Annotated in this window: 26 protein-coding genes; 18 read left to right on the top strand and 8 right to left on the bottom strand. The window is 44.3% G+C overall.

Annotated features, from left to right (window positions below; genetic code table 11):
* The first annotated feature begins 60 nt into the window (after positions 1-60).
* The 5 genes from ZYMOP_RS07510 to ZYMOP_RS07490 all read left to right on the top strand — a co-directional run bounded on the left by ZYMOP_RS07510 (position 61) and on the right by ZYMOP_RS07490 (position 2,887).
* Positions 61-660, top strand: a complete 600-nt coding sequence (locus tag ZYMOP_RS07510; protein WP_013934726.1) for a disulfide bond formation protein B — start codon at positions 61-63, stop codon at positions 658-660.
* The gene (locus ZYMOP_RS07505; RefSeq protein WP_049778871.1) at positions 630-1,187 is read left to right on the top strand and encodes a demethoxyubiquinone hydroxylase family protein; all 558 of its coding nucleotides are present in this window, start codon (positions 630-632) and stop codon (positions 1,185-1,187) included. Before ZYMOP_RS07510 ends, ZYMOP_RS07505 begins: the two co-directional genes overlap by 31 nt.
* Positions 1,151-1,633: a hypothetical protein gene (locus ZYMOP_RS07500; protein ID WP_252507413.1), complete on the top strand. Its 483-nt coding sequence runs from the start codon at positions 1,151-1,153 to the stop codon at positions 1,631-1,633. The genes ZYMOP_RS07505 and ZYMOP_RS07500 overlap by 37 nt, the downstream gene beginning before the upstream one ends.
* Positions 1,634-1,783: 150 nt before the next feature.
* Entirely contained in the window at positions 1,784-2,176 is a 393-nt protein-coding gene (locus tag ZYMOP_RS07495; protein WP_013934723.1) for a hypothetical protein, read from the top strand.
* 237 nt (positions 2,177-2,413) lie between these two features.
* Entirely contained in the window at positions 2,414-2,887 is a 474-nt protein-coding gene (locus ZYMOP_RS07490; RefSeq protein WP_013934722.1) for a hypothetical protein, read from the top strand.
* A gap of 78 nt (positions 2,888-2,965) precedes the next feature.
* Here the strand turns inward: ZYMOP_RS07490 and ZYMOP_RS07485 are convergent, their stop codons facing one another.
* The 4 genes from ZYMOP_RS07485 to ZYMOP_RS09240 all read right to left on the bottom strand — a co-directional run bounded on the left by ZYMOP_RS07485 (position 2,966) and on the right by ZYMOP_RS09240 (position 6,282).
* Positions 2,966-3,787 (bottom strand): aldo/keto reductase, encoded by an 822-nt coding sequence (locus ZYMOP_RS07485; protein WP_013934721.1) that lies wholly within the window; start codon positions 3,785-3,787, stop codon positions 2,966-2,968.
* Positions 3,788-3,983: 196 nt separating this feature from the next.
* On the bottom strand, positions 3,984-4,751 hold the full coding sequence (locus ZYMOP_RS07480; RefSeq protein WP_013934720.1) for a thioredoxin domain-containing protein: 768 nt from the start codon (positions 4,749-4,751) through the stop codon (positions 3,984-3,986).
* Positions 4,752-4,798: 47 nt separating this feature from the next.
* Positions 4,799-5,602, bottom strand: a complete 804-nt coding sequence (locus ZYMOP_RS09245; protein WP_013934719.1) for a DsbA family protein — start codon at positions 5,600-5,602, stop codon at positions 4,799-4,801.
* Positions 5,599-6,282 carry a DUF721 domain-containing protein gene (locus tag ZYMOP_RS09240; RefSeq protein ID WP_013934718.1) on the bottom strand — a complete coding sequence of 228 codons (684 nt, stop codon included), beginning with the start codon at positions 6,280-6,282 and terminating at the stop codon, positions 5,599-5,601. The genes ZYMOP_RS09245 and ZYMOP_RS09240 overlap by 4 nt, the downstream gene beginning before the upstream one ends.
* A gap of 34 nt (positions 6,283-6,316) precedes the next feature.
* On the opposite strand from ZYMOP_RS09240, the gene mutY reads away from it, so the two are divergent.
* Positions 6,317-7,429, top strand: coding sequence for an A/G-specific adenine glycosylase (gene mutY / locus ZYMOP_RS07465; RefSeq protein ID WP_013934717.1), 1,113 nt, complete (start codon positions 6,317-6,319; stop codon positions 7,427-7,429).
* A 48-nt stretch (positions 7,430-7,477) separates the two neighbouring features.
* On the opposite strand, the gene ZYMOP_RS07460 is transcribed toward mutY, so the two are convergent.
* Both ZYMOP_RS07460 and ZYMOP_RS07455 read right to left on the bottom strand, forming a co-directional pair.
* Complete coding sequence (locus tag ZYMOP_RS07460; RefSeq protein WP_041582151.1) at positions 7,478-8,398, bottom strand: prephenate dehydratase; 921 nt, start codon at positions 8,396-8,398, stop codon at positions 7,478-7,480.
* A gap of 157 nt (positions 8,399-8,555) precedes the next feature.
* The gene (locus tag ZYMOP_RS07455) at positions 8,556-9,431 is read right to left on the bottom strand and encodes an LOG family protein (protein WP_013934715.1); all 876 of its coding nucleotides are present in this window, start codon (positions 9,429-9,431) and stop codon (positions 8,556-8,558) included.
* Between the two features lie 209 nt (positions 9,432-9,640).
* Here ZYMOP_RS07455 and ZYMOP_RS07450 point away from each other — a divergent pair, with 209 nt between their 5' ends.
* Both ZYMOP_RS07450 and ZYMOP_RS07445 read left to right on the top strand, forming a co-directional pair.
* Positions 9,641-10,024: a DUF6232 family protein gene (locus ZYMOP_RS07450; protein ID WP_013934714.1), complete on the top strand. Its 384-nt coding sequence runs from the start codon at positions 9,641-9,643 to the stop codon at positions 10,022-10,024.
* Positions 10,025-10,119: 95 nt separating this feature from the next.
* A complete protein-coding gene (locus ZYMOP_RS07445) occupies positions 10,120-10,491 on the top strand; it encodes a DUF6232 family protein (RefSeq protein ID WP_013934713.1) in 372 nt (123 codons plus the stop codon).
* 10 nt (positions 10,492-10,501) lie between these two features.
* Here ZYMOP_RS07445 and ZYMOP_RS07440 read toward each other — a convergent pair whose 3' ends face one another.
* Positions 10,502-11,161: an extensin-like domain-containing protein gene (locus tag ZYMOP_RS07440; RefSeq protein WP_013934712.1), complete on the bottom strand. Its 660-nt coding sequence runs from the start codon at positions 11,159-11,161 to the stop codon at positions 10,502-10,504.
* 296 nt (positions 11,162-11,457) lie between these two features.
* Here ZYMOP_RS07440 and ZYMOP_RS07435 point away from each other — a divergent pair, with 296 nt between their 5' ends.
* From ZYMOP_RS07435 to ZYMOP_RS07420, 4 genes are all read left to right on the top strand, one after another.
* Positions 11,458-12,615 (top strand): phosphoserine transaminase, encoded by a 1,158-nt coding sequence (locus ZYMOP_RS07435; protein ID WP_013934711.1) that lies wholly within the window; start codon positions 11,458-11,460, stop codon positions 12,613-12,615.
* Positions 12,616-12,710: 95 nt separating this feature from the next.
* Positions 12,711-14,294 (top strand): phosphoglycerate dehydrogenase, encoded by a 1,584-nt coding sequence (serA, locus tag ZYMOP_RS07430; protein WP_013934710.1) that lies wholly within the window; start codon positions 12,711-12,713, stop codon positions 14,292-14,294.
* Positions 14,295-14,494: 200 nt separating this feature from the next.
* Positions 14,495-15,610 carry an ATP phosphoribosyltransferase regulatory subunit gene (locus tag ZYMOP_RS07425; RefSeq protein WP_013934709.1) on the top strand — a complete coding sequence of 372 codons (1,116 nt, stop codon included), beginning with the start codon at positions 14,495-14,497 and terminating at the stop codon, positions 15,608-15,610.
* A 61-nt stretch (positions 15,611-15,671) separates the two neighbouring features.
* Positions 15,672-16,961: an adenylosuccinate synthase gene (locus ZYMOP_RS07420; RefSeq protein WP_013934708.1), complete on the top strand. Its 1,290-nt coding sequence runs from the start codon at positions 15,672-15,674 to the stop codon at positions 16,959-16,961.
* A 77-nt stretch (positions 16,962-17,038) separates the two neighbouring features.
* On the opposite strand, the gene ygfZ is transcribed toward ZYMOP_RS07420, so the two are convergent.
* Positions 17,039-17,860 (bottom strand): CAF17-like 4Fe-4S cluster assembly/insertion protein YgfZ, encoded by an 822-nt coding sequence (gene ygfZ, locus ZYMOP_RS07415; protein ID WP_013934707.1) that lies wholly within the window; start codon positions 17,858-17,860, stop codon positions 17,039-17,041.
* Between the two features lie 43 nt (positions 17,861-17,903).
* Here ygfZ and ZYMOP_RS07410 point away from each other — a divergent pair, with 43 nt between their 5' ends.
* From ZYMOP_RS07410 to aroC, 6 genes are all read left to right on the top strand, one after another.
* Positions 17,904-19,244: a dihydroorotase gene (locus ZYMOP_RS07410; protein ID WP_013934706.1), complete on the top strand. Its 1,341-nt coding sequence runs from the start codon at positions 17,904-17,906 to the stop codon at positions 19,242-19,244.
* Between the two features lie 252 nt (positions 19,245-19,496).
* The gene (locus tag ZYMOP_RS07405) at positions 19,497-20,012 is read left to right on the top strand and encodes an FUSC family protein (RefSeq protein ID WP_041582149.1); all 516 of its coding nucleotides are present in this window, start codon (positions 19,497-19,499) and stop codon (positions 20,010-20,012) included.
* A 283-nt stretch (positions 20,013-20,295) separates the two neighbouring features.
* A complete protein-coding gene (locus ZYMOP_RS07400; RefSeq protein WP_013934704.1) occupies positions 20,296-21,243 on the top strand; it encodes a DnaJ C-terminal domain-containing protein in 948 nt (315 codons plus the stop codon).
* Positions 21,244-21,593: 350 nt separating this feature from the next.
* Positions 21,594-22,610, top strand: coding sequence for a YihY/virulence factor BrkB family protein (locus tag ZYMOP_RS07395; RefSeq protein WP_013934703.1), 1,017 nt, complete (start codon positions 21,594-21,596; stop codon positions 22,608-22,610).
* A 22-nt stretch (positions 22,611-22,632) separates the two neighbouring features.
* Positions 22,633-23,439, top strand: a complete 807-nt coding sequence (fabI, locus tag ZYMOP_RS07390; RefSeq protein WP_013934702.1) for an enoyl-ACP reductase FabI — start codon at positions 22,633-22,635, stop codon at positions 23,437-23,439.
* Positions 23,436-24,512, top strand: coding sequence for a chorismate synthase (aroC, locus tag ZYMOP_RS07385; protein ID WP_013934701.1), 1,077 nt, complete (start codon positions 23,436-23,438; stop codon positions 24,510-24,512). Before fabI ends, aroC begins: the two co-directional genes overlap by 4 nt.
* Positions 24,513-24,527 lie beyond the last annotated feature (15 nt).

Raw genomic sequence — 24,527 nt, 5'->3', positions numbered from 1 at the left:
TATATTTCAGGATGTATTCTCTGACCGCGACTGTAAATTTTTATACATAAGGACCGGATTATGGCACCCAGCACCGCGCCCGCTACTAAAAAGCCTTTATGGATAGAATTAAAAGATTGGGCACTTAATACAACGGCTCAGCAAAGATTGACCTTTGCCCGTTGGATTGCCTTTTTATACCCAACTATTTCGATGATAAGCGCTTTGGGATCAGAGTATATCGGTCATCTTTACCCTTGTGAAATGTGTTTGTGGCAGCGAAAACCCCATTATATTGCCATTGGGTTGATGCTGTTTTCTTTCGCTTTATCTTTTGTCTTTTCAAAAAAAGAGTCTTTACGGCCTTATATAACGCCTTCCAAAAAAATTTTTACCTTGTTAGCGGCCTTTTCAATCGCTGTAAGTGGGGTGATCGGTGCCTTTCATGCGGGTGTAGAATATCACTGGTGGCAGGGTATCACGACCTGTTCCTTGCCGATTTCGGGAAACAATACGCAAGAAATGTTCAACGCTATTATGAAAGCGCCTTTTGTGCGCTGTGATATTCCCGCGTGGACATTTTTTGGTATTTCCTTAGCGGGTTTTAATGCTATATTTTCGATCGGGGGCGGAGTTGTTATTACGCTTTTATGTCTAAATTATCTTCCCAAACGCCGCTAATGCCGTCTCTGACGAAAGAAGAGCGGGATTCCATGATCCGCGTCGATCACGCTGGAGAATATGGCGCCATTCGAATCTATGCCGGTCAGCTTGCTATCATGGGCGATCGGACAGGACGGTTGTCGGCCTTGATCAGTAAAATGGCGGCACAAGAAGAACGGCATTTTGCAGGCTTTGATAAATTAGTACAAGAACGCCATGTCCGACCTACCGCATTACAGCCACTTTGGAAAATAGCCGGTTTTGCTCTAGGCGCAGCAACCGCTCTTGTTGGGCCAAAAACAGCGATGGCCTGCACTGCTGCGGTCGAAAGTGAAATTGATCAGCATTACAAAAGCCAAATGGATCAGTTAGGGCAAGAAGATCATGCCTTAAAAGGGATGATTTCCGAATATCGCGACGAGGAACTAGAGCATCGACAACATGCCCTTGATGAAGGGGCGGAACAAATCCCCGCTTATCCTCTAGTGTATGGCCTTATTCGATTAGGATGCAAAGCCGCCATCGCATTATCGAAGCGCTTTTGATGTTTATGGGTCTTTCCTCTTTTTGGGGCATCAGACGATTTTTCGTTATTTTGGCAGTTATTTTGCCTTTTACCGCCTGTATAGAAACCTCTGTCTATGCCCGTCATGATAAAAATGAGGCTCTGGGAAATCGGAAATGGAGTGACTTACCCAAGGGGGTCGCAATTTCTATTATGCCGCCAGTCAAGGCAAGCGATGGTATGCCGAAACAAATCGTTATTTTCGGGAATGAAAGCTGCCCGAAGTCACCCGATGAAGAGACTATTATCGTCTGTCGACGTTTACCTGAAAGTGAACGTTATCGCATTCCAGTCGCTATGAGAGAAGAAGATCGTCAGATAAAAGAAGAAGAAGACAAACGTGTCCATCGCAGTTGGGCGCAACGTGTTCAGGATATGGGATTACTGTCGGCACCCGATATGAATAATCCGTTTAAAGGCGATTGATTTCTTTTTAAAAATTATTCCGCTTTTGTTCTATCGAATAAATAGACGCCATAAATATAAGAAAAATAGTAATAAAATCGTGATTTGCAGATTCTCTAATTTCTGTCATAATAATATTATTATATTATTGAATAGCCGGTGGATGACCCGATGAGAATAAGTGTCCGAATTTCTTTATTTTGTGCTGCAGCTTTTTCTCTGACAGGTCTGGCCTTTTTAGCACCATCAACAGCTAGACCGCCTACGATGACGGTCTATGGGAATGAATCCTGCCCTGCGGGGTATATCTGCGTTACCAAACCAGCAGGCGATAAATATCGCGTTCCCGAAGAATTACGGGATGAAGAAAGAGATAAGCCAGATCAGCAGAGTTGGGCTGCGCGGCAGCAAATCTTTCAAGGTGCGGGGGCACAAGGTGCGGGTAGCTGCACGACTTCCGGTTCAGGTTCAGAAATGGGATGTGGACGGGTTGCCGCCCATAATGATGTAGCAGAAAGACGAGCCGCTAAAGAACGCCTAAAAAATAGCGCCATGCCGCAATAACTTGGGCCATAACGCCAAATCTTTGTTGAATATTCTGCCGCTATGGGCATCCGAGACTTTAAAATAAGCAAAGTGATAAAGTTGAATAAGGCAATGGGATAAAGAAACCGTCCCCCAATAATGGGGAGGGACGGATTATTCAGCCATGCGTAAGCCAATAAATTTTATTTTAAAGTTACATCAGGTGGGTGACACACTGTTATAATTTTACCGGATGATGGAAATCAGGGAAAAATAATGAAGGCAACTGCATTTTCATGGCCGGTAATAACCTTGCTAATGGTGAGCTGTTCTCTATCGGCTGCTCCGGCTGTGGCGCAGGAAACGATGATGTGGGACGCTTTATCCCCAGAAGAACAACAGGCTGCGAATGCGGGAGGCTCACCGGAAAAGGTGCAGTCCTTGGTTATTTATGGTAATGATCTTTGCCCTAAGGGCAAGGGTGATGAAATTATTATTTGTGCAAGACGGCCTGAAAATGAACGATACCGTCTCCCCAAAAGATTTCGGGATCAGCAAAAACAAAAATTTTCGAATGGTGCGTGGAGCACTAAGGTTGCTGACTTAGAACGCACAACTTCAATAGGGCTACCGACAAGTTGCACCACGTCGAATTCTAATGGCCTAAGCGGCTGTTATCATCAATTTATTATGGATGCCCGCGCTGAACGCGAACAACGTAAAAAGGCCGAATATGGCGATGAAAATTAGCCATAAATACGGAATATTCAGGTTTTTCGGAGGCGGTATAAGAGGATACCGGCTTCGAAAAACCCTGAATAGAAATATCTAAAAATCAAAAACAGCAGGATCCATCCCTTGCCGTCCATCAGGTCGATCAAGCGCTTCAATTTGCTTCATATCTTCTTCATCAAGTGAAAATTCAGTAGACGCTAAATTTTCTTGCAGACGCGCTTTACTAGAGGCTTTCGGGATAACCGTAAGACCTAGCCTCAGGTGCCAATTCAAGACAACCTGTGCTGGTGTCCGTCCATGTTTTAAAGCAATAGCACGAATGACAGGATCGTCTAAGGGAGCCCCTCTTCCTAAAGGGGACCAACTGGTCGTAATAATACCGCGCTCGGCATGATAGGCCCGAAGCTCTTTTTGTTGAAAATAAGGATGAAGTTCGATCTGATTAACCGCGGGCACAACGCCTGAAGCCTCAATAATATGATCGAGATTGTCGATGGTAAAATTGGAAACTCCGACAGAACTGGCTTTACCAATCGCGCGAATTTCAATGAAAGTCTGCCATGTCTCCTCATAGCGTTTCCGATCCCGTCCTGGCCAGTGAATCAGGTAAAGATCAATATTGGTAACGCCTAAATTGCGGATACTACGATCAAGGGCGACAAAACTGTTTATGCGTCCCATATCGACAGGCATTAACTTCGTCGTAAGAAAACTGCGCGCATGAATGGACCTTAGGCCGTCTCCTACGCCCTGCTCATTATCATACCATGCGGCGGTATCAACAGCGCGGTATCCAAGGTCATAACCCAATTTGACCATGCTTTCAGCCTGATCAGAGGTAAGCTGATAGACACCTTGTCCAATTTTAGGCATGTTGTGGCCGTCATTAAGCACAACACTTTCTACTGGCACCATAAATGGCTCCTATCTCTTGATATCGAATAAGCCGATTCCTAGAACCGGCTATAATCCGTTTTACCGGAGAAAATAGCGCATAGGATTTATTCATTTTGAATAATTCTTATGGTTTTTTCTCAGCTATTTTGCTTTGCGCTCGGAGATTGACGTTGCCAAGCTTGTTTAAAAAATCACTGTTGTCATAAAATACCGATCAGTGGAAAGCGCCGCGTAAAGCGGGTTCCAACTGGTCCCAGATCGGACTTGTCATACCCATTTCCAACACTGTGCCATTGATCACGAACATAGGCGTACCCGTCACATTTTGCTTATCAGCTAAGGTACGAATATCCATTAGATTTTTGATCGCTGTTTGATCAATCAGACATTTCCCCTGAGCCCCTTCTGGCAAACCGCGATTACCAAAAAAAGGACTCATACCCGTTAACCGAATATAGGCTTTCATCTGTTCATCTTGGGGAAGGCTTGAAACGCGTTGTAATTCCGTCTTATCAACCTTTTGAATACGTTCAAACATAGGGCCTTGTTCCTGAAAAAGCTGATCAGAAATCGGGAAAAAAGTTTGAGCGCCCCGACAACGGGCCAAAAGTGTAAGCGCAATATCAAAAGGATCACGGACCAGATTACGGAATTCGAATTTTACCAAGCCCTTGGCAATATATTCGTCCCGCAATTTAGGCATACTCTCTTTGGCGAATTCGGCGCAATGAGGACAGGTGAAAGACGCATATTCAACCAATGACACGGGAGCCTTAGGATTGCCCATAACAAAACCACCTTCGGGCGAAGTGGTAACGACTTCTGTCCAATTGCTTCCATTAGGCGCAGGAATAGCCGGAGGAAGCGCTATTGTAGCACTGCTTTCAGCGTTATCCTTCTCGGTTTTATGACAAGCCGATTCAAAGAAGGAAACACCTGAAAGCAGAAGCATGATGCCCAGACCGGCCTTTATTTTTTTCATTATCTTTTAACTTTCTATTACTAATTTTGTGGCGTTTTTCACGGAGACTAATTCTTTTTTTGAAGGGCTGCCTTGATTTTGCTGTCAATGATAGCCCAGTCGGGTTTGGTGCGACTATCCGTTATGGGACGACCATTAAGAAGTAAGTAAGGCGTTCCGGGAATTTTACTTTTTTCTATAATCTCGACAGATTGTCTCTTCAAAAGATCAAGAGCAACAGGATCTTTGAGACAAAGAAGACTTTGATCAGAGGTCAAACCGACAGGCTTCATCATCTCAATCAGCCCTGTGTCAGTGGCCGCCTTTTGAAAAAAGGCTTCGTAAGAGATATTATCCCTTACTTTTGCCTGTTTCTGGCTAAATTCTATGGCACTATCCATCCAACGGTTCTGATTATTAAAAATCTGTTCTACTCTGTCTATATAATGTTGGCGATCACCACAGCGAACTAACAAAGTTGCGGTCGCATCAAAAGCATCACGCACCGCATGCCGTATTTCAAGGCTCACTAGCCCTTTTGAAATATAGTGGTGCATTAAGGGCTGAAGGCTTTCCCGTGTAAGTTCAGCACAATGCGGACAGGTTAACGAAAGATATTCCAAAAGCTTAACAGGGGCATCGGGATTACCAATAACATAACTGCCAAAGCTGGTTTCAGATACCCTCTGTCCCCAATCCTTAGCCCTATCAGGTTGTATATTATGCGTTAATTGAAGAGAGGGTCGAGATTTAATGGGAGATGCCGAGAAGACAGGGACAGTAAACAGCATCGTCAGAGCAGAAGCTGTGCTTAACAACGGGAACAAAGAATAGCCTCGGTATCCTCTTTTTGAAGACGAATGATCATTCATGTTTTGTCTTTCTCTCTTTCTCCATTGGCTTCAGAAGTGGCGATCTTCGAGGCGAGGGAAACATAACCGCCTAATCGTATCAAACTCGTTTGTAAGTCAGAATTGTGAACATTCTGAACTAGCTTAATATCTTCTTCTGCAAGGTAAGATTGAAGAAATTCAGTCGGGGGTGAAGGCACGTTTTTTTTATTTTTGTTCTTATGATCAAGGACACGCCCTTGTCGAAATTTCACTTGAGCAACAGCAGAATATCCAAAGAAACGATTAACGCGCTCTATAATAGCAGGATTAATATGCTGCATTTGAGTAGCAATTCCACCTTCGGCAACAATACTCAGCGTCCCATCCAGTGTTTTTCCACGGGAAAAACGAATAGATTCAGGTAGAGAAAAACGCGCATATTTTTCTCCCACAATATAAGACCAACGGCTAACGATAGTGGAATGAAGGAAACCAAAACGCCGGAAAATGGGGCCGCCTATATCCGGTAAAATTTCACCAATTGATCTGACTGAACAGGATCGTTTCTGAAAAGATTTTTTGTCTTTTACCGCTGTTTTCGTTGTCTTTTTTGTATTTTTGCGCACGGGCTTTTTTCCCATTGATGCAGAGGAATCGTTTCCCTTTGCAGCAGGATTAGCACCGAAAGATGGGTTGCCTTTGCTCATAACACAGGTCATGCCACAAACCGTCCTCAGCCGTCGATAGAGTGAAATGTCAAAATCCACTATTTATTCTGCAATAACTGCTACGCTTCTTGAATGGTATCAGCAACATGCCCGTATTTTACCATGGCGCGCAACTTCTAGAGATGACGTCATGGATCCTTATCGGGTGTGGTTATCTGAAGTGATGTTACAGCAGACAACCACCACGCATGTGGTACCCTATTATCAAAAATTTATAGAGCGTTGGCCAACCGTAGAAGATTTAGCTTCAGCTGCCGAAGCCGATGTCATGGCAGCATGGGCGGGATTAGGGTATTACAGCCGCGCTCGTAATCTTATTCTTTGTGCAAAACATGTCGCCGAGGCTGGCGGGGTTTTTCCCGATAATGAACCAGCCTTACAGGCGCTGCCTGGTATTGGACGCTATACAGCCGCCGCCATCACAGCGATTGCTTTTGGGAAAAGAGCGGTTGTGGTGGATGCCAATGTAGAACGGGTGGTTAGCCGACTTTTTGCGATAGAAACGCCTCTTCCCGCTAGTCGCCCTCTTATTGCAGAAGAAACTGACCTCCTGACACCAGATATAGCGGCGGGTGATTTTGCACAGGCGATGATGGATATGGGAGCAACAATCTGTGTCAATCGGCAACCCGCTTGTGGCATTTGCCCATTACTTGCCTTTTGCTGTGGACAAAAAACCGGAGATCCGGCCCATTTTCCTGTAAAAATGCCTAAAAAAATTAGACCTCAACGGATCGGCTATGTTTTTGCACTCTGCCATCAGAATCAGATTTTATTAATTAAACGACCCGATAAAGGTTTATTAGGAGGCATGCGGGCGTTGCCAAGTGGTACATGGATACCCAAGGAGGCGATAAACTCTCACGATAAAAAGGCCGTAATCGCGCAAGCACAACAAGAAGCTTTTGGCGATTTTAATCCCGAAATCCAGAAAGCCTTACAGATGATCTCATGGCAGGAACGCGGCGATATTGGCCATATCTTTACTCATTTTTCATTAAAATTGAATATTTTATCAGCAGATATTGAGAAGATAGAAAGTAAAGGCGAATGGTGGGCTTTAAACAATATCAAGGCGGCGGGGCTGCCTACGGTTTTTGCAAAAGCCGTCAAACAAATTTTAAAAGGACAGCCCTAACCTGAAAATTAGGTAACCTCCTGATCAGGAGGTTACTTCTCTTATCCTCTATAAACGCGGTCTAGCCTGTGGATAGATTCCTAAAATTCTGAGATCATAACTATTCTTTTTCAAGGTCGTCATAGCCTCACGCACCTTGGGTTCAGAAGGTTGCCCTTCTATATCAGCGTAAAATTGTGTGGCAGCAAAACTGGCACCATGCTGATAGCTTTCAAGCTTAGTCATATTGACCTTGTTTTCACCAAAACCTTGAATGGCATTGAACAGTGCAGAAGGAATATTTTTGACGGTAAAAAGAAGACTCGTCATCATCTTGCCAGAGGAAGGCTGCGAAATAGGCGGTAATTCTTCCCGAAAAAAAGAACCTTCAGCTTCGGCTAACACCACAAAGCGCGTAATGTTAACTTCACCGTCGGCGATACCTTCTTCTAATATTTCAAGACCATATAGTTTAGCAGCAAGAGCCGGTGACAAGGAAGCAAGACCGTGTTGATTAAGGTCAGCGACTTCTGCTGCGGCACCTGCGGTATCCGCATGTGCCAATGCCCGAATATTATGCGCATGAAGCCAATGACGACATTGTCCCAACGCCTGAGGATGACTGAGAACACGCGTTATTTTTCCTGCGCCCTTGGGGGCTAACAAGCAATGGTGAATGGGTAAGAAATATTCAGCCTGAATGGTAAGACCGGATTCTGGCAGCAAAAAATGCATATCAGCCACGCGGCCATTCAAGGAATTTTCAATCGGGATCATCGCCCGTCCGGCACGGCCTTCTTTCACCGCAGCCAAGGCATCCGCAAAACTAAAACAAGGAAGCGGTAGACTATCTGGAAAAAGATCAAGTATCGCAAGATGCGAGTTACAACCGGGCGCGCCTTGGAAGGAAATCGCTTTAGCCGGTGACAACGCCGCTTTAGCCTGCATTTCGGCTACTAACGCCTGTGCAGACGGGGAATAATCGTCCATCATTTTTTGGTGATTAAACGTAGGATTCCCTGATCGCAAGTAAGGGAAGGCCGAAATTTATAGAATTGCACGATAAAATTTTGTCAGGTGACCTAAAAAAGACCTCTTCAGACTCTATCTTCAGTAAAAATTTCCTACTTCAACCGTCACGGTGGCATTAAAAAGTTAAATGAACCCTGCCCGTTTGGTCATTTTTCCAAAAATTACGAATAATTTCCCATCCTTCTTCGGCAGTCTCGACAAACTGAAAGAAATCCAAATCTTTTTTGGAAATCATCCCTTCTTCTGCCAAGGCTTCAAAATTGACGATTTTTTCCCAGAAGGCGCGCCCATAAAATAAAATAGGCACGGGTTCGATTCTTTTCGTATGAATCAAGGTCAACAGTTCAAATACTTCGTCTAATGTTCCAAAGCCTCCCGGGAAAATAGCAAAAGCCTGCGCCCTTAACATCAGATGTGTTTTTCTGAGCGCAAAATAATGAAACTGGAATGAGAACTCAGGGGTGATGTAAGGATTGGGCGCTGTTTCAAAAGGTAATACAATACCAAAGCCAATGGAGGGCGCATCAACATCGGCAGCGCCTCTATTCGCAGCTTCCATAATGGAAGGCCCGCCGCCAGAGCAGACAACAAAATGACGCTTACCCGCCTCATCCTGCGGAATTTGGCTAGCAAGTTGGGCTAGTTTTCGGGCTTCATTATAATAACGGCTATGATCTGCCAGCCGCTTGGCAATACCATAGGATTCTTCATCTTTAGCAGCGGCGATTATTGCGGTTGTTTCTTCAGGAGAAGGAATGCGGGCGGAGCCATAAAATACAAAAGTGGATTCTATCCCTGCCTCTTTCAGGATTAAGTCAGGCTTTAAAAGTTCAAGCTGAAACCTGACCGGACGCAAATCCTCTCGCAACAGGAAATCAGGATCCTGAAAAGCCAGCCGAAAAGAAGGATTCGTTGTCTGAGGTGTTTTACGCACATGGCTTGCGTTGATTGCGTCATCGCGGGCGTCAGGAGTAATTTTACGTTGAGCCATGGCTAATGCCTTTAAAGTAACAGTCAGACAAAAAGGGTGCCTCAAAAAAGAAAAATAGAAACCTTTCCGAACTTGTTCGTTTTAAATTGAGAAAGCGTTTTTAAAAATTTTTGAATTTTGAGGTACGCGCCTGATACCAGCGAATAACTTTATGACAAAATAAAAATAATAGCGTCAATATTACCTTATAAAAGGCATAGGTGATTATTATGACCGAGATTGTTTTTCAGGATAAAAATATTACAATAACAGATCATTTAGTAAAAACAAAAGCCCATACCTATTCTATAAATGAAATAGAGCAGGTATCTGTCCGTCTTCAACCCAGATCAAAATATATAAAATGTGCTGTTATTGCTGGAATATTATCTATAATATTATTTGTTTTTACGTCTTTATTAATTAAAATTCTGGGAGTGATCGCCTTTTTAGTAATGACAGCCTATATTATCCTTGTATTCATGCCTGGATATATTCTTACTTTTCTTATACCGAAAGGTGAGGAGATGGCGCTTTTTTCTTCGAGAAAAAACTATTTATTAAAATTAAGAAAAATTATTCTCTCTAAAAAACCGGGTATTAAAACGCTATAGAGCATAATTTTTTGAACAAAATGCAATAAAATATAATAAAATTCGTATAAATATGATTATAAGCTTTAATACCAAAAACTATTATAGGATTAAAAGTGCATTTTATAACGAAAGATCTTGATTTCATTAGGGACGAAATAGAAATAGACGAATCCACGATAAAAATAAATAGTACGCCCTATTTATTAAAAAATATCAGTCATGTTTCTATAGAAAAAACAAAAAATGAATTAACATTATATTTGTCTATTATATTTGTAATAATCGCGGTTATCTTTTCAATATTTGCTTATTATACAACCGCTATCGTTTTTGTTATCCTCGGCGGTACCGCTTTTTGCATGGATCACCATCCTAGATATACGCTGGTTTTCAAAATGTCCGGCAAGGATGAGAATATATTAATCTCTAAAAATAAAACCTATGTTTACGACATAAAAAAAAGTGTCGAACAAGCGCTTTCTTAACGCAAGAAATTTAGTGACAATAATGGCTGGCGCCTAAATCCATGTGCAGATGGTCCTGATGATAGTTATCCCCATCGGGACTAATAACACCAGAAAAACGACGGCATGCGGCACGAAAAACAGCATGAAGGAAATCTTTTGTCTGATGGTCACCTTCGTGCCAGTCGTTTTTTATCGTAATCCGTCTGCCATTAGCCAGATCGAAAGCGGCAATATCAACCGCATTAGCATGGGCATGTTCTGATATTTTGGCCCCGCTCTGGCTGTTGCGGGTGCGACAATTATAACTGCCAAAAGTTTCTACTTTGATCACTGCGCTGCCCAACCAGACTTTAGCCGATTTTTGTACTGCATCATCCACCCAAAAAGCCAAAGCTTCGGCAGCATGACATTGTAAAGGGCCTAAATGGGTAATGGGTATCTGTGCGGCGCTTATTACAACGGCCTGATGAATATAACAGCCATTATTAAACTGGCGTTCGGGTGCTAATTGGTAATGCACCCCTTCTCTATTAAGCGTCTTTAGGCACTGAGAAAAACTCTCAGAAGAAACTGGCGTGTTTACATACTTAGAAGCATGATTGGCTGTTTTTCGTTTATCCGAAGAGGAGCCGGAACAGGAAGCTAAAATAAAGAAAGCAAAACAGAGAATAAAACGGGAATAAGACATAGCCTTTTCAATTTAACCTCAGTTTATGCTGAAAGACTAGCCTTAAAAAAACATCTTTAAGAAAAACTATTGGTAATTATAAACATCATCTTTAATATAAATTTGTTTACCATCAATAAACCTATCACCAGCCCTAATAGTCATTAAATTGATTTCTATGACGGAGAAAATCACTCTCCTTTTGAGGGTTCTCTTCGCAATCTCAATTGACCTGAAAACAAATGCCCCTAGAAAGGACAGCGGGCCACGCCGTCCCAACGCGGCGCGAGCTCTCTGTAAGGAGAGTCTTAAAGACTATGACTGATTATTCTATTCGACCGACCGTAAAACCGATCCGCCCTCAATTTTCATCGGGTCCTTGTGCCAAGCCACCAGGCTGGGCACCTGAAAAATTACCTTTGGGTTCACTAGGACGTTCGCATCGCGGCAGTATTGGTAAAAGCCGCCTTCAATATGCAATTGAACTGACTCGTAAAATCTTAGAAGTACCTGATAGCCACCGTATTGGCATCGTACCTGCTTCTGATACGGGCGCGGTAGAAATGGCAATGTGGTCACTGTTAGGGGCAAGACCTGCAACCGTCTTGGGATGGGAAAGTTTTGGTCTCGGCTGGATTACCGATGCCGTCAAACAGTTGAAGATCAATCCAACAGTTTTGAAAGCGCCCTATGGCGAATTGCCTGATCTTTCAAAGGTCGATCAGTCTACAGATGTAGTCTTTACCTGGAATGGTACGACTTCAGGCGTCAAAGTCCCTAATGGGGACTGGATAAAACCTGATCATGAAGGTCTGATGATTGCAGATGCTACGTCCGCTTGTTTTGCACAGCCTTTGCCTTTTGAAAAATTGGATGTTGTTACTTTCTCTTGGCAGAAAGTGTTGGGTGGTGAAGCCGCGCATGGCATTATCATCCTTGGCCCGCGGGCAGTAGAACGTTTGGAAAGCTATACGCCTGCATGGCCGCTCCCTAAAATTTTCCGTCTCACGAAAAACGGCAAACTTGATGAGAGTATTTTTAAGGGCAGCACAATCAATACTCCCTCTCTTTTAGCCGTAGAAGATTATATCTGGGCACTAGAATGGGCAGAAGAGTTAGGCGGTGTCTCGGCATTGATGGCGCGCTGTAATAAAAATGCAGCGACCCTTGATGAATGGGTTAGAAAAACAGACTGGATCGAGCATCTTGTCGCTGATCCAGCAATCCGTTCCAATACCAGCCCCTGTTTGAAATTTTCAGATAAAGCCGTCAGCGGATTAGATGACAATGCCAAAGCCGCTTTGGTTAAAAAGCTGGCAGGTTTATTGGAAGCTGAAAATGCGGCTTATGATATTGCAGGTCACCGTGATGCGCCTCCGGGATTACGCGTATGGTGCGGTGCTACGGTAGAAGCGTCTGATATTGCAGCGCTGGGGCCATGGCTCGATTGGGCATGGGCACAAATCCACGCCTGATTTTAAGCCCTGATACTGGCCCGATTTTTCCTAAAAATAAATACTGACCCGTCTTGCGCGTAAAAGCGCAAAGACGGTTGTCTGGAGATGCTGTTATGACCCGAGTGTTAATTTCCGACAAGATGGATCCACGTGCGGCGGCGGTTTTCCGTGAACGCGGCGTTGAGGTAGACGAAATCACCGGTAAAACACCGGAAGAACTCAAAAAAATCATTGGTGACTATGATGGTTTGGCAATCCGTTCCGCTACCAAAGTAACCCAAGAAATCATTGCCGAAGCTAAAAATCTAAAAGTAATCGGTCGAGCGGGTATCGGTGTTGATAATATTGATATTCCGACGGCTTCTGCTGCTGGCATTGTCGTGATGAATACGCCTTTTGGTAATTCTATCACAACGGCTGAACAGGCAATTGCCTTAATGTTTGCTGTTGCTCGCCAAATTCCCGAAGCTAATGCGTCAACCCAAGCCGGAAAATGGGAAAAGAATCGCTTCATGGGGGTTGAAGTATCCGGCAAAACGTTAGGCCTGATTGGTGCGGGTAATATTGGTTCTATTGTAGCGGATCGTGCTGTCGGTCTGAAAATGAAAGTGGTGGCTTACGACCCGTTTTTAACTGTTGATCGGGCTTTAGAATTGGGCATTGAGAAAGTCGAACTTGATGTGCTCTTTAGTCGTGCCGATTTTATCACTTTGCATGTGCCGCTTACGGATCAGACGCGGAATATTTTATCTCGTGAAAATTTGGCAAAAACAAAAAAAGGGGTTCGCATCATCAATTGTGCCCGTGGTGGGTTAATTGATGAAGAAGCCTTAAAAGATGCCTTGTTGTCCGGTCATGTTGCAGGGGCGGCTTTGGATGTTTTTCAAAAAGAGCCCGCTAAGGAAAATCCGCTTTTTGGGGTGCCTAACTTTGTTGCTACGCCCCATTTAGGGGCATCAACCTCAGAAGCACAGGTAAATGTCGCTATTCAGGTTGCAGAACAAATGTCAGATTATCTTCTGACGGGCGGGGTTTCAAATGCCTTAAATATGCCGTCATTATCGGCAGAAGAAGCGCCCCGCGTAAAGCCCTACATGGCTTTGGCCGAACAATTAGGAAGGCTTATTGGCCAGTTGGAAGGGGATTCCCTAAAAGCGGTTTCCATCGAAGTTGAAGGGGCTGCCGCCAGTCTTGATCAAAAACCGATTACCAGTGCAGTGCTTGCGGGTTTGATGGGTGTTTATTCTCAGTCGGTTAATATGGTGAATGCCCCCTTCCTCGCCCGTGAGCGTGATCTGGATGTGCGTGAAATTCGCCACGATCGGAAAGGCGCTTATAATACCCTGGTAAGGGTAACCGTAAAAGATGACCAAGGACAGGAAAAATCTGTAGCAGGCACTTTATTCGGGCGTGACGGTGCTCGGCTTGTTGATATTTTTGGTATTAAGGTCGAAGCTAATTTAAGCGGTGACATGCTCTATATCGTCAATGATGATACACCGGGCTTTATTGGTCGCTTAGGATCGCTTTTAGGAAAAGCGGGTGTCAATATCGGTACTTTCCATCTGGGACGCCGTTCAACAGGGGGAGAAGCCGTCTTGTTATTATCGGTTGATTCGCCGGTAACCGCTGGAAAAATGGCAAAAGTTGCCGAACTGGCCGGAGTACGTCAGGTCAAATCGCTCCATTTTCTCTAAATTTTAGAAAGGCTTAAAATATTTTAAGTCGGTGAAATCAGGCCTGATATTCTGTTGATATATTAAATTTATGTCCAGATTATCGGGTCTGATATTTAAAAAATATGTCATGAAACGGTTTTTGTGAAAGAAACAGGGTGGAATGTTGCCGTAACATGATTAGAAAGGCCTCTGTCCTGATAATAAAAGCTTTTTGATCAATGACGATAGCGCATGGTTTGCTCCCCGAAGGATTACGTGACCGCCTTCCCCCTCAAGCAGAAGCAGCTTCCCGTTTGCTGCATCATGTTATTGTAGCCATTAACCGACATGGTTATGAACGGGTTTCTCCGCCTTTGGCCGAATTTGAAGAAGGCTTACTCGGGCGACTAAAATCTGCCCGTAAGCGGGATTTATTACGATTTGTTGATCCTGTCTCTCAACGAAGTCTAGCCCTTCGGCCAGATATTACCGGACAAATCGGTCGTATTGCGACGACAAGGCTTAATCATCGCCCAAGACCTTTGCGTCTCGCTTATGGGGGCACCGTAATGAAATTACGGGAAACTCAGCTTCGCCCTGAAAGAGAATTAATTCAGGCTGGCGCCGAACTGATCGGTAATGATTCGATTGCGGCTGTCATTGAAGTATTAGGTATGGCCGTAGAAACCCTAAAAATTGCAGGAGTTAAACATATCAGCGTCGATTTGACGATGCCGAATCTGGTCGAGAGATTGGCGGATTCGGTTCTTCCTATTGATGAAGATAAACGGGAAGCCGTATATGCCGCACTTGATGCCAAAGATGCGGGAGGTCTAGCGGCTTTGGGGGCAGATGAATATCGGCCTTTATTAGAAACAGCCGGTCCCTTTGATAAAGCGATAAAACGCTTAAAGCCTCTTGCTGAAAAATTCGGTTTTGCCGATCGTTTGGATGCTTTTCAGAAAATTCGCGATTCCTTAGACGAAACGGTGCAGGTCACCCTTGATCCCACAGAGCATCATGGTTTTGAATATCAAAGCTGGATTGGTTTTTCGTTATTCGGTTCTGAAATTTTAGGTGAGATTGGGCGCGGCGGCAGCTATACGATTATCCATCAGGATAAACGGGAAGAACAGGCCGTCGGTTTTTCACTTTATATTGATCCGTTAGTCGATGCAGGGCTGGGACAGCAGGCATCTAAACGCATCTTTTTACCGTTAGGGCATGATCCAAAACAAGCCTATGACTTGCGTCAACAGGGATGGATCACTATTGCAGCCCTTGATGAAAGCGATGATCCTATTCGCCATCATTGCACAGATATACTGAACAGCGGCACTATTCAGCCGCTCTGAAATTGATTCTTCATAGCGCAAGATACCGCGCAAGCAAGCAACCAGCAGGAGCAGGAAAAATATGGCCAATGTTACGGTCGTCGGTGCCCAATGGGGTGATGAAGGCAAAGGCAAGATCGTCGACTGGCTGGCCGAGCGGGCCGATGTCGTCGTCCGTTTCCAAGGTGGGCATAATGCCGGTCATACCTTGGTCGTCAATGGTGTCACCTACAAGTTAAGCTTATTACCTTCTGGGGTAGTTAGTGGAACTTTATCGATTATTGGAAATGGGGTAGTCATTGACCCTTGGCATTTCCGGGATGAAATGACCCGTCTTAAAGAACAAGGCGTCACCATCAATCCCGACACCTTGGCGATTGCGGAAACCAGCCCACTTATTTTACCGCTTCACAGTGAATTAGACGGGTTTCGGGAAGATCAATCAGGCGATAAAAAAATTGGTACGACCCGTCGTGGTATCGGCCCCGCCTATGAAGATAAAGTGGGACGGCGCGCTATTCGACTTTGTGACCTTGCCCATATTGATCAATTAGGGCCGCGTTTTGATCGTCTGATTGCCCATCACGATGCCTTACGGGCTGGTTTTGGGAAACCACCGGTTGATCGAGCCAAATTGATTGCCGATTTACGAGAAATCGCGGATACTATTTTGCCCTTTTCAAAACCGGCATGGCGTATTTTGGCAGAACAGCAGAAAAAAAATCGTCGTATTCTGTTCGAAGGGGCACAAGGGGTTATGTTAGATGTCGATCACGGCACCTATCCCTTTGTTACCTCATCCAATACGATTGCGGGTTCAGCGGCCGGTGGTTCCGGTATGGGGCCATCTGCGGTCGGTTTCGTGCTAGGAATTGCTAAGGCCTATACAACGCGCGTTGGTGCAGGCCCCTTCCCGACCGAGCTTGAAGATGAAGTTGGGCAGACCTTAGGCGAACGAGGGCATGAATTTGGAACCGTTACGGGACGCCGTCGCCGTTGTGGTTGGTTCGATGCTGTTTTAATGCGGCAATCGGTAGCGGTTGCAGGTATCACGGGCATCGCCTTGACCAAACTGGATGTATTGGACGGTTTTGATGAAATCAAAATTTGTACCGGTTATCAGATTGGCGATAAGGTTTACGATTATTTGCCACCTTATTGTGAAGATCAGGCAGCGGCTAAACCTATCTATGAAACGATGGAAGGGTGGAAACAATCAACCGCCGGTGCGCGAAGCTGGAGTGAATTATCAGCGCAGGCCATTAAATACATTCGTCGGATTGAAGAATTAATCGAATGTCCGGTGACTTTAGTGTCAACCAGTCCAGAACGGGACGATACTATTCTTGTCCGTGATCCTTTCTTGGATTGATAGAAAGAATTCTCATAATTGAATAAAAAGCCGGAAGTTTTTCCGGCTTTTTTAATGAGGGCACTTAAAAATAAAAATTAAGCGTTCTCTTCCAAGGCTGGCTTTAACCATGATGGTGTAATAATATGCTGCCCTTCTGGAAGTTTATCCCATTCGGCAACCCGCTGACTAATAACAGCCAATTGAAAATCAGGATAAAAAATCCTGCATCGCCCCTGATCTTCTGGTGGATTTTCAGTCTGCACTACCGCTAAACGACGGTTAATTTTCTGTCGCCAGTTCATTCGGGCAGTATTTTCCTGTCCGACATAACAACCCTTGGTAAAGCTAACCCCATTTAATTCGCGAGCATTGGCTTCTAGCCATAAAGTCTTGTCTTGTCCTAGTTCAGCCTGACCTTCTGTGACGCCGAGGATTAAACGATGCTTTTTCCAAAGTGTAACGGCGGATAAAGCGTTATCTTGCGATTCCTGTAACCAACGGAACCCTAAATCAGGCAACCGTGGATCAGGCCAGCCCCTTATACATTTATCATCCGCTTCTATCAGTGACCAATGAACCGTGATATTGGGATCCACTTCAATCGCAATAGCGCGCCGCAAACGATAAAGCGTCAAACGGCGGATCAACCCTTCAACGGCTATAGCTTCGCAGTCAATCAGAACCGATTTACCCTCACCCCACAAAATAAAATCATAGAGGGCTTTGCCTTGTGGTGTCAGCAAAGCTGACCAAAGAGGCGCCCCTTTTTCTAGTAACAAGACATCCTGTGTTACCAACCCTTGCAAAAAATCCACAACATCAGCCGTTGTATCCTCTTTTAAGGGAGATAAGCGGATAATAGCCCGATCATCCAGCAAGCTGGTTTTAGGCATGGTAATATCAGTCGTTGCACTCATATTGGCATAGTAGGAAATTAGAAGCGGAAATGGAAGGTCGCTGATGAAGTATGATTTAGTTTTAAAAGGTGGAACCCTTTTCACGCCTGGTGGTCTTGTCGCCAAGGATATTGCCATCAAAAGAGGAAAAATTGCCGCTATTGGCGATTTTCATAAAGATCAGACTGAAGAATTGTTGCATTGTGAAGGTTTGACCATTCTACCTGGGGCAATCGATACCCAAGTTCATTTTCGTGAACCAGGACATGAAACAAAAGAAGATTTAGCAAGTGGCAGTAAAGCGGCAGTTTTAGGCGGTATTACCGCCGTTTTTGAAATGCCGAACACCAATCCGCCAACAGATACCGTAGAAGCGTTAGTCGATAAGCTCGCCCGCGCGCATCACCGGATGTGGTGTGACCACGCCTTTTACATTGGGGCGACATTGGGGAACAAAGATCAGTTAGCAGCCTTAGAACAGTTACCCGGTTGTGCCGGTATCAAAATTTTTATGGGCTCTTCGACTGGCAACTTACTTGTCGATGATGATGATACTTTGTTATCGATTTTACAGTCTGGACGGCGGCGTATCGCTATTCATGCTGAAGATGAAGCCCGTCTTAAAGAACGAAAAAAATATTGTGTTCCCGGTGATCCTGCCTCTCATCCCGTGTGGAGAGACGATGAAACTGCTATCCTTGCAACACGCCGTATTTTATCATTGGCCCGAAAAACCGGTCGTCTTATCCATATTCTTCATGTGACGACCCCTGAAGAAATGGCGCTGATTGCCGCGCATAAAGATATTGCAAGCTGTGAATTGACGCCTCAACATCTGACCTTGTCCGCCGAGACTGCCTATCCGACTTTGGGCAGTTATGCCCAGATGAATCCGCCGATCAGATCTGAAAAACATCGTTTAGGTTTATGGCATTGCTTGCAACAAGGTATTGCCGATGTCATTGGTTCTGACCATGCTCCGCATACGATAGAAGACAAACACCATCCTTATCCCCAGTCTCCTAGTGGGATGCCCGGTGTTCAGACCTTATTACCTTTAATGCTGAATCATGTATCAGAAGGTCATCTGAGCCTGAGCCGATTGGTCGATTTGGTATCTGCTGGGCCACAACGTTTATTCGGCTTATTAGAAAAAGGGCGCATTGCTGTCGGATATGATGCCGATTTTTCCGTAGTCGATCTGAAAGCCTCATGGATTATCAAAGATGAATGGCTGGCGTCTAAATGTGGTTGGTCTCCTTTTTTAGGTAACACTCTGAAAGGTTTGCCGGTCGGCACGATTATTCGAGGTAATAAAGTCATGTGGGAAGGTCATCTTTATGGTGAACCTGTGGGACAACCGTTGCGTTTTCAAGACAGTTTGCGCACAGAATTATTAGAATAAGACAGTTTCAAAAAAGTAAGACGACTATGGTAAAATGATTTTACCATAGTCGGATTGTAATATTACTTTATTAGGTAAAAATTTATTTCAAAAAAAAGATCGATAATATTTATATCGAAAAATACTTTTAACTATAGTCAAAATTATTACTTATTAGGATCGTGCGTGTTTTCTTATATGCAGCGGCGAAACGCCAGCTGAAGGATGCAAGCCTTTAAAAGGGTCCTGCAGAATTATATCATGCTAAGTCAGATGACTTATAATCTAAGCCAAAAAATCAGTCCGCTAAAAACAGAAGATGCTATCCGCTTTATTGCCTTTATTTTGCGATGCTCAGTTTCTGCTACAGCCGGCTATCTTTGCGCAACAATGCTAGGGCTTAAATATCCCGCATGGGCAGCTATTTCGGCCTTGATTGTGTCACAAGACAAATTTCATGAAACCCAAGCTATCGTTATATCACGTATTATCGGCACTGTTATTGGTATTGTGACAGCGGTTATCGTCGATATGCTGTTCCATGATGTAACCACTGAATTAACAATTTCAGTGGCTATCTGCGCTATTATCGCCCGTTGTTATCCTAAATTACGGGTAGGTATGTGGACATGTGTTATTGTGCTGATTGGGGATCATGGAAGTGATAAAACAATTATCGCTGGTCTCGATCGTGGATTTGGTGTCTTATTAGGTGTAATAATAGGTGCCATGATTCACCTTATCACGGAAAAAATCTTAGCCGCTACCTTAGTGACGATTCGTCTATAGGTTGATCAGATGATGATTATAATTCGAAGAACTATCGCAAGAAATGGTGATTTTTAAAGTAAATACCTTCGATTCAGCCCAATAATTTTTATTATTTCTTTTTGAAAAAGTTTTTTTAAGATTGTTTGGGCAAATATGGTTTTACTTTTTTATACACAACTTCGAATATCCTTATAAAATAGCTTTTTATAATGAGCCCCTTGCGATCTTAAGGGGGCATACACATTTATGTGGCATATTTGCTACATATAATGATTTAGACAGATTGGGCACAAAAAACGTCATGGCTGATCTTTACGAAAGACTGGGAATAACCCGCAGCGCCGATGAAGCGGCAATTAAAAAAGCCTATCGCAATCTGGCGAAGAAGCTTCATCCTGATCGCAATAAAGACAATCCCCAAGCGGCAACGCGTTTTTCAGAAGTGTCAGCTGCTTATGAAATCCTGTCCGATAAAGAAAAACGCGGACAATATGACCGGGGTGAAATAGATGAACAGGGCAATCCGCGCTTTAACGGGGGCGGATTTGATGGATTCCATCATGCCGGTGGTCGCGCAGGTGGTAATAATGGGGGGGGCTTCGGCGGCTTCAACTTTGGCGGCGGCGGCGGTGCCGATCATGGAGATTTCAGCGATCTTTTTGAAGGTATCTTTGGCGGCGGACGTGGACAACGCGGGGGCGGTTTCGGCGGTAAAGCGGCACCCAAGGGAAGCAATAACCTCTATCGCCTAAAAGTACCGTTTATTGATGCGGCGACATTACATCCGCAACGAATTACCTTAGGCGATGGAAAGACTATTGATCTGAAATTGCCCGCTGGTGTGGAAGATGGCACACAAATGCGCCTTGCTGGTAAGGGACAACCGGGCCCCGGGGGGGCGGGCGATGCTATCGTTACCATTGATATTCAACCCCATGCGTTTTTTCAGCGTAAAGGTGATGATATCACCTTAAATCTGCCTATTTCTTTGGCTGAAGCCGTAGAGGGGGCAAAAATAAAAGTACCAACTGCGGAAGGCGCTGTCATGGTATCCGTACCGGCAGGCTCTAATTCTGGAAAAGTTTTGCGGTTACGGGGTAAAGGTTTTCATAAAAAAGCGGGTGGACGAGGCGACGAACTGATCACTTTAATGATTACTCTGCCCGAAAACGATTCAGATCTGAAACAGTTTGTTCAGGGATGGGCAGCCAAAGATAAGGAAAATCCACGGACAGCCTTAGGTCTTTAAAAAGCCTTCATTAAATTTTTTTAAATATGAGAGCCAGCTTTTACAAAAGCTGGCTCTTATTTCATAAAGAGAATACTTTTTCAAAGAAGGAAAACAGCTTAAAATTTTACAAAATACACTATATTCCTTTTTTATTGAGCAAATAGACCTATTTTTCATAGAAAATCTTATTTTAAATAATGATATTTTTCTCTATCCAAGTAAAAATATACCCTATTTACAAACAAGAATTTTTCTCAATCTGGACTGTGGCTTAACAGCTATGGAAGCCTCAGATTTTTACTTTCAAACCAGCACGGTTTGATTATTACTTGTCATAAAGTGGGCAGTAAGAGAGCATGGGCTTGCTTATGACAAAAATTGAACAAAAAAACAGAAAGCCTGCTGAAAAAAAACAGATGAAAAAGCGACATTCCTTTTTCTCTGTCGTGGTGCAGGTTTTTAACGGGGTAATGAACGAAGGCTTCGTACATGCAGGAAACTTTGCCTATATGGCATTGTTAACCCTTTTCCCATTTATGATCTTAACCATCATTATAGCGAGTGGCATTGGAAGAGGCGCTGATGGTTTTGCAGCAGTTCATTCTTTTCTTTCCGCATTACCCCCCAATGTGTCAAGCCAACTCAGCGGCCCTATCTTTCAAGTTTTAGCTATGCGTTCGGGATCGTTAATATGGTGGAGTGCGCTCGTTAGCTTGTGGTCTGTCAGCAGTTTTATTTCAAGTATCCGCGAATTGTTATATCGCACTTATCGACTCGAACCCCCTACGGCTTTTATTAAATATCGTCTGGGGGCTATGGCTATTAATATTATGGCCGTATTTCTTTTGCTATTTATCTTGTCTATTCAAGTCATGCTGGCAGCACTCCAACATATTTTTTCGGAACAATTTAGTTGGTTACTTCAATATATAAGTGCAGCCTTTCCTCATATCAGCCTGTCAGATAATCAGAATTTAATGGATAAGTTAGCGCTCATCGGCATCACAAGCGATCGTATGCGTACTTTTTTGGATCATATTACGGCGTTTTCAATTCTTTCACGGATTATTTCTGGCGGCTTGTTATTCGGGGCGCTGTATATTCTCTTTTATACAGTGACCCCTCCACAATATCGTGAGGCTCATTATTTCAAATGGCCAGGGGCTTTACTGACTGCCTTTTGGTGGCAAATGGTTTCTATGATTTTGCCCATCGCCCTTAATAATATGCTTGATTATAATCGAAGCTATGGAGGATTAGCCGGTTCAGTCATAGTTTTGATTTATTTTTGGATCATTGGGTTGGGCTTGGTTGTCGGTGTTCATCTGAATGCGACATTGGCATTTGACAGATCTACGCCTGTTACGCCAAAAAATGATGCATAATTTTGATATATTGAGGAATGGTATGGCCGGATTGATGGAAGGGAAAAGAGGACTGATCATGGGACTTGCCAATGATCGGTCTCTAGCGTGGGGTATCGCCTGTGCTTTACAAAAACAGGGTGCCGAGTTGGCATTCGCTTATCAAGGGGAGGCTTTAAAAAAGCGGGTACAGCCGCTGGCTGAAAAATTGGGTTCTGACATCTTGATCGATTGTGATGTCAGTGACATGAAGGCAATTGATAACGCTTTTAAAACTTTAGCCGAAAAATGGCCGACTCTTGATTTTGTGGTTCATGCAATCGGCTTTTCAGACAAGAATGAACTGCGTGGTCACTTCACAGATACAAGCCTTGAAAATTTCAATACCACGATGGCAATCTCGGCTTATTCTTTAATTGCAGTAACCAGACATGCGCGGGATATGATGCCGGAAGGCGGCAATATTTTGACCCTGACCTATTATGGCGCAGAAAAAGTTATGCCTAATTACAACATTATGGGCGTTGCAAAGGCTGCGTTGGAAACATCGGTTAAATATTTAGCAGCAGATCTCGGTGACCGTAATATTCGGGTCAATGCAATTTCAGCGGGCCCAATCCAGACGATGGCGGCTCGGGGCATTGGCGATTTCTCCTATATCTTGAAATGGAATCAACTTAATACGCCTTTAAAACGGACGGTTTCGATTGAAGAAGTCGGCAAATCAGCGCTTTATTTGCTCTCTGATTTGTCCTCGGGTGTGACGGGTGAAATCCATCATGTCGATGCTGGATATAACATTGTGGGTATGAAACGGATCGATGCTCCAGATATTGCGCTTGCCCAATGAGCTTTAATAGTTTTGGTCATCTTTTTCGTTTTACCAGTTGGGGTGAAAGTCATGGGCCAGCCTTAGGCGCAGTAGTCGATGGCTGTCCTCCGGGTTTGACCTTGTCCGAAGAAGATATTCAACCTTGGCTTGATCGACGAAAACCGGGATCTTCCCGTTTTACCACACAAAGACGTGAACCAGATAAGGTTCAGATATTATCAGGTGTTTTTGAAGGTAAAACGACAGGCACGCCGATCAGCTTAATGATTGAAAATACAGATCAGCGATCCCGTGATTATAGCGAGGTGGCGCGCCAATATCGTCCTGCGCATGGCGACTTTGCCTATGATGCCAAATATGGCTTACGAGACTATCGTGGTGGAGGGCGATCTTCTGCACGTGAGACAGCAGCACGCGTCGCAGCAGGGGCTGTTGCCCGCTTGGTTATTCCTGAAGTCAATATTCAAGGTTATCTGGTCGAATTAGGGGGCGATGCCATCGACCGGACACGGTTTGACAAGGCAGAAATTGGAAATAATCCGTTTTTTTGTCCTGATGCCGAGGCTGTAAAACGATGGGAAATTATTGTTGATAAGGCTCGAAAGGATGGAAACTCAGTGGGTGCAATCGTGGAATGTGTTGCTACCTCGGTGCCAGCCGGTTGGGGTGCCCCCCTTTATGCCAAGCTTGATGCTGAGCTGGCGGCGGCCTGTATGGGTATCAACGCCGTAAAAGCGGTCGAGATTGGGGATGGCTTTACTGCAGCGCGTAGTAATGGTCGTGACAATGCGGATGCAATTCGCCCCGATGAACAAGACGGAAAAGCCTTTTTTCTCTCTAATCATGCGGGCGGCATCACAGCAGGCATTGCGACAGGGCAACCCATCGTCCTGCGATGCGCTTTAAAGCCGACACCATCTATCTTATCTCCCCTTCAATCGATTGATCGCGAAGGCTATGCGGTAGAAGTAAGCACTAAAGGCCGACATGATCCTTGTGTGGGTATTCGGGCTGTACCGGTCGTAGAAGCAATGGTCGCTTTGGTCTTAGCCGATCAAAAGCTGCTTCATCGAGGGCAGACAGGACGCTAGATTCAGTTGATAGCG

Source organism: Zymomonas mobilis subsp. pomaceae ATCC 29192 (assembly GCF_000218875.1).
Lineage (GTDB): Bacteria > Pseudomonadota > Alphaproteobacteria > Sphingomonadales > Sphingomonadaceae > Zymomonas > Zymomonas pomaceae.
Note: the sequence above shows the minus strand (reverse complement) of the source record. Positions and strands in the feature narration are given on the sequence as shown.

Excerpts from the sequence above, each read along its gene's own strand:
- ZYMOP_RS07455 (WP_013934715.1), bottom strand. The coding sequence starts at position 9,431 with ATGGCTCAACGTAAAATTACTCCTGACGCCCGCGATGACGCAATCAAC.
- ZYMOP_RS07480 (WP_013934720.1), bottom strand. The coding sequence starts at position 4,751 with ATGAAAAAAATAAAGGCCGGTCTGGGCATCATGCTTCTGCTTTCAGGT.
- ZYMOP_RS07420 (WP_013934708.1), top strand. The coding sequence starts at position 15,672 with ATGGCCAATGTTACGGTCGTCGGTGCCCAATGGGGTGATGAAGGCAAA.
- ZYMOP_RS09245 (WP_013934719.1), bottom strand. The coding sequence starts at position 5,602 with ATGAATGATCATTCGTCTTCAAAAAGAGGATACCGAGGCTATTCTTTG.
- ZYMOP_RS07505 (WP_049778871.1), top strand. The coding sequence starts at position 630 with ATGTCTAAATTATCTTCCCAAACGCCGCTAATGCCGTCTCTGACGAAA.
- ZYMOP_RS07410 (WP_013934706.1), top strand. The coding sequence starts at position 17,904 with ATGAAGTATGATTTAGTTTTAAAAGGTGGAACCCTTTTCACGCCTGGT.
- ZYMOP_RS07400 (WP_013934704.1), top strand. The coding sequence starts at position 20,296 with ATGGCTGATCTTTACGAAAGACTGGGAATAACCCGCAGCGCCGATGAA.
- ZYMOP_RS09240 (WP_013934718.1), bottom strand. The coding sequence starts at position 6,282 with ATGACCTGTGTTATGAGCAAAGGCAACCCATCTTTCGGTGCTAATCCT.
- ZYMOP_RS07395 (WP_013934703.1), top strand. The coding sequence starts at position 21,594 with ATGACAAAAATTGAACAAAAAAACAGAAAGCCTGCTGAAAAAAAACAG.
- aroC (WP_013934701.1), top strand. The coding sequence starts at position 23,436 with ATGAGCTTTAATAGTTTTGGTCATCTTTTTCGTTTTACCAGTTGGGGT.
- mutY (WP_013934717.1), top strand. The coding sequence starts at position 6,317 with ATGTCAAAATCCACTATTTATTCTGCAATAACTGCTACGCTTCTTGAA.
- ZYMOP_RS07510 (WP_013934726.1), top strand. The coding sequence starts at position 61 with ATGGCACCCAGCACCGCGCCCGCTACTAAAAAGCCTTTATGGATAGAA.
- ZYMOP_RS07460 (WP_041582151.1), bottom strand. The coding sequence starts at position 8,398 with ATGGACGATTATTCCCCGTCTGCACAGGCGTTAGTAGCCGAAATGCAG.
- ZYMOP_RS07440 (WP_013934712.1), bottom strand. The coding sequence starts at position 11,161 with ATGTCTTATTCCCGTTTTATTCTCTGTTTTGCTTTCTTTATTTTAGCT.
- serA (WP_013934710.1), top strand. The coding sequence starts at position 12,711 with ATGACCCGAGTGTTAATTTCCGACAAGATGGATCCACGTGCGGCGGCG.
- ZYMOP_RS07405 (WP_041582149.1), top strand. The coding sequence starts at position 19,497 with ATGACTTATAATCTAAGCCAAAAAATCAGTCCGCTAAAAACAGAAGAT.
- ZYMOP_RS07450 (WP_013934714.1), top strand. The coding sequence starts at position 9,641 with ATGACCGAGATTGTTTTTCAGGATAAAAATATTACAATAACAGATCAT.
- ygfZ (WP_013934707.1), bottom strand. The coding sequence starts at position 17,860 with ATGAGTGCAACGACTGATATTACCATGCCTAAAACCAGCTTGCTGGAT.
- ZYMOP_RS07425 (WP_013934709.1), top strand. The coding sequence starts at position 14,495 with ATGACGATAGCGCATGGTTTGCTCCCCGAAGGATTACGTGACCGCCTT.
- ZYMOP_RS07490 (WP_013934722.1), top strand. The coding sequence starts at position 2,414 with ATGAAGGCAACTGCATTTTCATGGCCGGTAATAACCTTGCTAATGGTG.
- ZYMOP_RS07495 (WP_013934723.1), top strand. The coding sequence starts at position 1,784 with ATGAGAATAAGTGTCCGAATTTCTTTATTTTGTGCTGCAGCTTTTTCT.
- ZYMOP_RS07485 (WP_013934721.1), bottom strand. The coding sequence starts at position 3,787 with ATGGTGCCAGTAGAAAGTGTTGTGCTTAATGACGGCCACAACATGCCT.
- ZYMOP_RS07500 (WP_252507413.1), top strand. The coding sequence starts at position 1,151 with ATGCAAAGCCGCCATCGCATTATCGAAGCGCTTTTGATGTTTATGGGT.
- fabI (WP_013934702.1), top strand. The coding sequence starts at position 22,633 with ATGGCCGGATTGATGGAAGGGAAAAGAGGACTGATCATGGGACTTGCC.
- ZYMOP_RS07435 (WP_013934711.1), top strand. The coding sequence starts at position 11,458 with ATGACTGATTATTCTATTCGACCGACCGTAAAACCGATCCGCCCTCAA.